This window comes from Myxococcus sp. AS-1-15, assembly GCF_020037055.1.
GTDB lineage: Bacteria > Myxococcota > Myxococcia > Myxococcales > Myxococcaceae > Myxococcus > Myxococcus fulvus.
On record NZ_JAIQDF010000046.1, the window covers coordinates 1 to 5,727 of the forward strand.

Genomic DNA, 5,727 nt, shown 5'->3' on the forward strand with positions numbered 1-5,727 from the left:
AAAAAGAAAAGCCCCCGTCGCACGAGGCGACGAGGGCTTCTCAAAAAGAATCCGGCAGCGACCTACTCTCCCACGCGGTTTCCCGCGGAGTACCATCGGCTCTGGAGGGCTTAACTTCCGTGTTCGGGATGGGAACGGGTGTGACCCCTCCGACATTGCCACCGGAAAACATAGAGACAGTGCATACGAAGGGTAAGTTGCAGCATTCTGCGAGTACAAGCCTCGCTGTGCTTTTAGAAGTTTCTTCCGGGTGAATGCGCATGCATTCAAGCCTCGGCCTTGGCCCCGAGTCCCTTACTCCCCTCGAGGGGGCGCGCAAGAGATAGGGGGAAGTAAGCCGCTCGACCAATTAGTACTGGTTAGCTCAACGCGTTACCGCGCTTACACACCCAGCCTATCAACGTCGTAGTCTTCGACGGGTCTTCAGGGGCTTGCGCCCGGGATACCTGGTCTTGAGGTCGGTTTCCCGCTTAGATGCTTTCAGCGGTTATCCAATCGGCACATGGCTACCCAGCGATGCCTCTGGCGAGACAACTGGTACACCAGCGGTGCCTCCAACCCGGTCCTCTCGTACTAAGGTCAGAGCCTCTCAAGTATCCTACGCCCACAGCAGATAGGGACCAAACTGTCTCACGACGTTTTGAACCCAGCTCGCGTACCGCTTTAATTGGCGAACAGCCAAACCCTTGGGACCTGCTCCAGCCCCAGGATGCGATGAGCCGACATCGAGGTGCCAAACCTCCCCGTCGATGTGAACTCTTGGGGGAGATAAGCCTGTTATCCCCGGAGTACCTTTTATCCGTTGAGCGATGGCCCTTCCATTCAGGACCACCGGATCACTATGACCTGCTTTCGCACCTGCTCGACGTGTCCGTCTCGCAGTCAAGCTCCCTTATGCCATTGCACTCGCCGCCCGGTTTCCAATCGGGCTGAGGGAACCATCGCGCGCCTCCGTTACTCTTTGGGAGGCGACCGCCCCAGTCAAACTACCCACCAGACAGTGTCCCAATCCCGGCTAACGGGACATGGTTAGACACCAGAAATCAACAGGGTGGTATTTCACCGTTGCCTCCACCGAACCTAGCGGCCCGGCTTCAAAGGCTCCCACCTATCCTACACAGTCAATCCCTAGTGTCACTGTCAAGTTATAGTAAAGGTTCACGGGGTCTTTCCGTCTTGCTGCGGGTAAACTGCATCGGCACAGCTATTTCAATTTCGCTGAGTCCCTCTCCGAGACAGCGCGGAAGTCGTTACTCCATTCGTGCAGGTCGGAACTTACCCGACAAGGAATTTCGCTACCTTAGGACCGTTATAGTTACGGCCGCCGTTTACTGGGGCTTCGGATCATCGCTTCGCCTTGCGGCTGACGAATCCCCTTAACCTTCCAGCACCGGGCAGGAGTCAGACCCTATACGTCGGCTTGTCGCCTTCGCAGAGTCCTGTGTTTTTGGTAAACAGTCGCTACCGCCATTTCTCTGCAACCTCTCTCGGCTCCAGCTGTACGCCTTCACCTACCAGAGGCCCACCTTCTTCCGAAGTTACGGTGGAAATTTGCCTAGTTCCTTGGAGGAGAGTTCTCTCAAGCGCCTTAGGATTTTCTCCTCACCCACCTGTGTCGGTTTACGGTACGGACACCCTGCAAGCTCCCTACGGGACTTTTCTTGGAAGCAGAGCATCGACGACTTACCCCTTACGGGGCGCCATAAGGTCTCGAGGATAGCTGCCGCGCCTTTATTCGTACGCGACACCCCTACGCCTTTAGACTGACACAACCGCCGGTCAGCTCGTCTAGCTTTCTCCGTCCTCCCTTAGTTCAACGCTTGCAAGATGGCGCGGGAATATTAACCCGCTTTCCATCATCTACGCCTTTCGGCCTCGACTTAGGTTCCGGCTAACCCTGGGAAGATTAACTTGACCCAGGAAACCTTGGGTTTACGGCGAGGGGGTTTCTCACCCCCTTTATCGCTACTCATTTCGGCATCAGCACTCCCAACCGCTCCAGTCGCCCTTTCGGTCGGCCTTCGCTGCAGTTGGAACGCTCCCCTACCGCCATACGCTTTACGTATGACCCGAAGCTTCGGCACTAGTCTTGAGCCCCGTTACATTTTCGGCGCGGCCTGTCTTGACCAGTGAGCTATTACGCTTTCTTTAAAGGATGGCTGCTTCTAAGCCAACCTCCTGGTTGTCAATGACCTGCCACATCCTTTCTAGTGTTCACTTAGACTAGATTTGGGGGCCTTAGCTGTCGGTCTGGGTTATTCCCCTCTTGCCAATGGACGTTATCACCCACTGACTGCGTCCCGGGCTAACAATTACTGGCATTCGGAGTTTGGTACGGTTTGGTAATCTGGTGAGACCCCTAGCCGTTCCAGTGCTCTACCTCCAGTATTGAATTGCCCGAGCCGATACCTAAATATCTTTCGGGGAGAACCAGCTATCACGGAGTTTGATTGGCCTTTCACCCCTACACACAGCTCATCCCAGAAATTTTCAACTTTCATGAGTTCGGTCCTCCATGCGGTGTTACCCGCACTTCAACCTGGCCATGTGTAGATCACCCCGCTTCGGGTTATAATACACGCAACTAATTCGCCCTTTTAGGACTCGCTTTCGCTCCGGCTCCACCTATCGGCTTAGCCTCGCTACGTATATTAAGTCGCCGAATCATGATGCAAAAGGTACGCTCTCGCTCTGGCTTGCGCCGTAGAGCTCGAACTGCTTGTAGACATGCGGTTTCAGGTTCTTTTGACTCCCCTTGCCGGGGTTCTTTTCACCTTTCCCTCGCGGTACTTGTTCACTATCGGTCGCCAAGGAGTATTTAGCCTTACCGGATGGTCCCGGCTGATTCAGGCAGGATTGCACGTGTCCCGCCTTACTTGGGTAACCCACTCAGCTCCAACCAGCTTTCGCGTACGCGACTATCACGCTCTTTGGTGCCCCTTTCCAGAGGCTTCCGCTAGCCAGTCAAAGTCCTACCGTGGACCCGCTACCCCGACGCCACTTTCGTGACTTCGGTTTGGGCTTCTCCCATTTCGCTCGCCACTACTTTGGGAATCACTCATTGTTTTCTCTTCCTCAGGGTACTGAGATGTTTCACTTCCCCTGGTTAGCTCCTTCCTACCTATGTATTCAGTAGGAGGTAACACCGCTATTCGCAGTGCTGGGTTTCCCCATTCGGACATCTCCGGATCAACGCTTGGTTGACAGCTCCCCGAAGCTTTTCGCAGCCACCCGCGTCCTTCATCGCCTCTTGGCACCTAGGCATCCACCGCACGCCCTTAGTAGCTTACTTGCCCTAATCTCTTGTCTAACGCCCGCCTCCCGGCGGATTGTCGAAACTCGAAACCAAGGCCCAGACCCCTGCTCTTCGCAGCAGGCCCGGAAGATTCACTTCTAATTCGCTTGTAGAAACACCGCCTCTCACCTCGCCTCCCGGCGACGGTTTCGGCAGTGCTTTCTGCGAGAACTTGTTACTCAGCAGAAATTGCAACTTACCCTTCGTATGCACTTGTCAAAGAACGCTTCCCACTCGAACTGCAGGGAAAATCGTAGTGGAGCTGATCGGAATCGAACCGACGACATCCAGCTTGCAAAGCTGGCGCTCTCCCAACTGAGCTACAGCCCCTTAAACCAGGCCATTCTACCATGCTGGGTGCGTCACCACTTGCCCCTCTCGACTTACGTCTCGAGGAAGTGGTGGGCCTAGGTGGACTTGAACCACCGACCTCGCGCTTATCAGGCGCGCGCTCTAGCCAGCTGAGCTATAGGCCCAGGGAGCTACCGCGTCGATTCTTCCTACAGCGTCCTTCATTCTCAAAGAGCTGGTGCCGCGGCTTACGCGCACTCAGTCCTTCAAAACCAAACAGCAAGCCCAGAGAAGTCGAGTCGGATTGGACTCGGAAACGTTGACCTGGTCGACCTGACGCAGCCCGAAGGCTGCTGGCATCGCCTACTCGCACCGAAGTGCGTGTCCGATGCCCGGTCTCCTTAGAAAGGAGGTGATCCAGCCGCAGGTTCCCCTACGGCTACCTTGTTACGACTTCACCCCAGTTACCGACCACTCCTTGGGCATCTCTTGGTGAGATGACTTCTGGAGCAATCGACTCCCATGGTGTGACGGGCGGTGTGTACAAGGCCCGGGAACGTATTCACCGCAGCGTGCTGATCTGCGATTACTAGCGATTCCGCCTTCATGGAGTCGAGTTGCAGACTCCAATCTGAACTGAGACCGGTTTTATGCGATTAGCTCCCCCTCGCGGGTTGGCAACGCTCTGTACCGGCCATTGTAGCACGTGTGTAGCCCTGGTCATAAAGGCCATGAGGACTTGACGTCATCCCCACCTTCCTCCGGTTTAACACCGGCAGTCCCTCTAGAGATCCACTTGCGTGGCAACTAAAGGCGAGGGTTGCGCTCGTTGCGGGACTTAACCCAACATCTCACGACACGAGCTGACGACAGCCATGCAGCACCTGTCTCTCGGTTCCCTTGCGGGCACTCCCTCATCTCTGAGAGATTCCGAGGATGTCAAGACCAGGTAAGGTTCTGCGCGTTGCGTCGAATTAAACCACATGCTCCACCGCTTGTGCGGGCCCCCGTCAATTCCTTTGAGTTTTAGTCTTGCGACCGTACTTCCCAGGCGGAGAACTTAATGCGTTAGCTACGGCACCGCGGGGGTCAACTCCCACGACACCTAGTTCTCATCGTTTACGGCGTGGACTACCAGGGTATCTAATCCTGTTTGCTCCCCACGCTTTCGCGTCTCAGCGTCAGTTACCGTCCAGGTGGCCGCCTTCGCCACCGGTGTTCCTCCCCATATCTACGAATTTCACCTCTACTTGGGGAATTCCGCCACCCTCTCCGGCACTCAAGCACGACAGTTTCGGGCGCACTTCCTCAGTTGAGCTGAGGGCTTTCACACCCGACTTGTCACGCCGCCTACACGCGCTTTACGCCCAATAATTCCGAACAACGCTTGCACCCTCTGTATTACCGCGGCTGCTGGCACAGAGTTAGCCGGTGCTTCTTCTCCCGGTACCGTCAAGCCGTAGCGTGTTGGGCTACGGGTTTTCGTCCCGGTCGAAAGTGCTTTACAATCCGAAGACCTTCATCACACACGCGGCGTTGCTGCGTCAGGCTTTCGCCCATTGCGCAAAATTCCCCACTGCTGCCTCCCGTAGGAGTCTGGACCGTGTCTCAGTTCCAGTGTGGCTGATCGTCCTCTCAGACCAGCTACCCGTCGTCGCCTTGGTGGGCCATTACCCCGCCAACTAGCTGATGGGCCGCGGACTCATCTGGTTGTGATAGCTTGTATACAGAGGCCACCTTTTCCCTCAGTCTCCGAAGAAACCGTGGGCTTATCCGGTATTAGCCAATCTTTCGACTGGTTATCCCGAGCATCCAGGCAGATTATCCACGTGTTACGCACCCGTGCGCCGCTCTACTAAGGGTTGCCCCTATTCGCGCTCGACTTGCATGTGTTAGGCACGCCGCCAGCGTTCGTTCTGAGCCAGGATCAAACTCTCCAATTTTAATTTGAAGGTTGAACCGGCGTCAGCTGAGGCCCGGCTAAGGAACCTCAACTCGCTGATTCACTACAGGCCCTGCCGGTCTGCGCTTCTCAGCGCTCCCTGGCTGGGGCCTTCTCAAAGATTGACTGCGGTTTCCGCAATCCTTCTCTTCTTCTTGGGCTTGCTATTTGGTTTTCAAAGACCGAGTCGCTTGTTTCT

At 55.6% G+C, this 5,727-nt stretch carries 2 tRNA genes and 3 rRNA genes; all 5 read right to left on the reverse strand.

Going from position 1 to position 5,727, the window contains the following annotated elements:
• Nucleotides 1–49 precede the first annotated feature (49 nt).
• The 5 genes from rrf to K8625_RS43360 all read right to left on the reverse strand — a co-directional run bounded on the left by rrf (nt 50) and on the right by K8625_RS43360 (nt 5,529).
• Nucleotides 50–166, reverse strand: a 5S ribosomal RNA gene (gene rrf / locus K8625_RS43340).
• A 162-nt stretch (nt 167–328) separates the two neighbouring features.
• Nucleotides 329–3,292: ribosomal RNA gene (locus tag K8625_RS43345) — 23S ribosomal RNA — on the reverse strand.
• Nucleotides 3,293–3,552: 260 nt separating this feature from the next.
• A tRNA-Ala gene (locus K8625_RS43350) sits at nt 3,553–3,625 on the reverse strand.
• Between the two features lie 69 nt (nt 3,626–3,694).
• A tRNA-Ile gene (locus K8625_RS43355) sits at nt 3,695–3,771 on the reverse strand.
• 220 nt (nt 3,772–3,991) lie between these two features.
• A 16S ribosomal RNA gene (locus K8625_RS43360) occupies nt 3,992–5,529 on the reverse strand.
• Together the 16S, 23S and 5S rRNA genes with 2 tRNA genes alongside form the textbook arrangement of a ribosomal RNA operon.
• Nucleotides 5,530–5,727 lie beyond the last annotated feature (198 nt).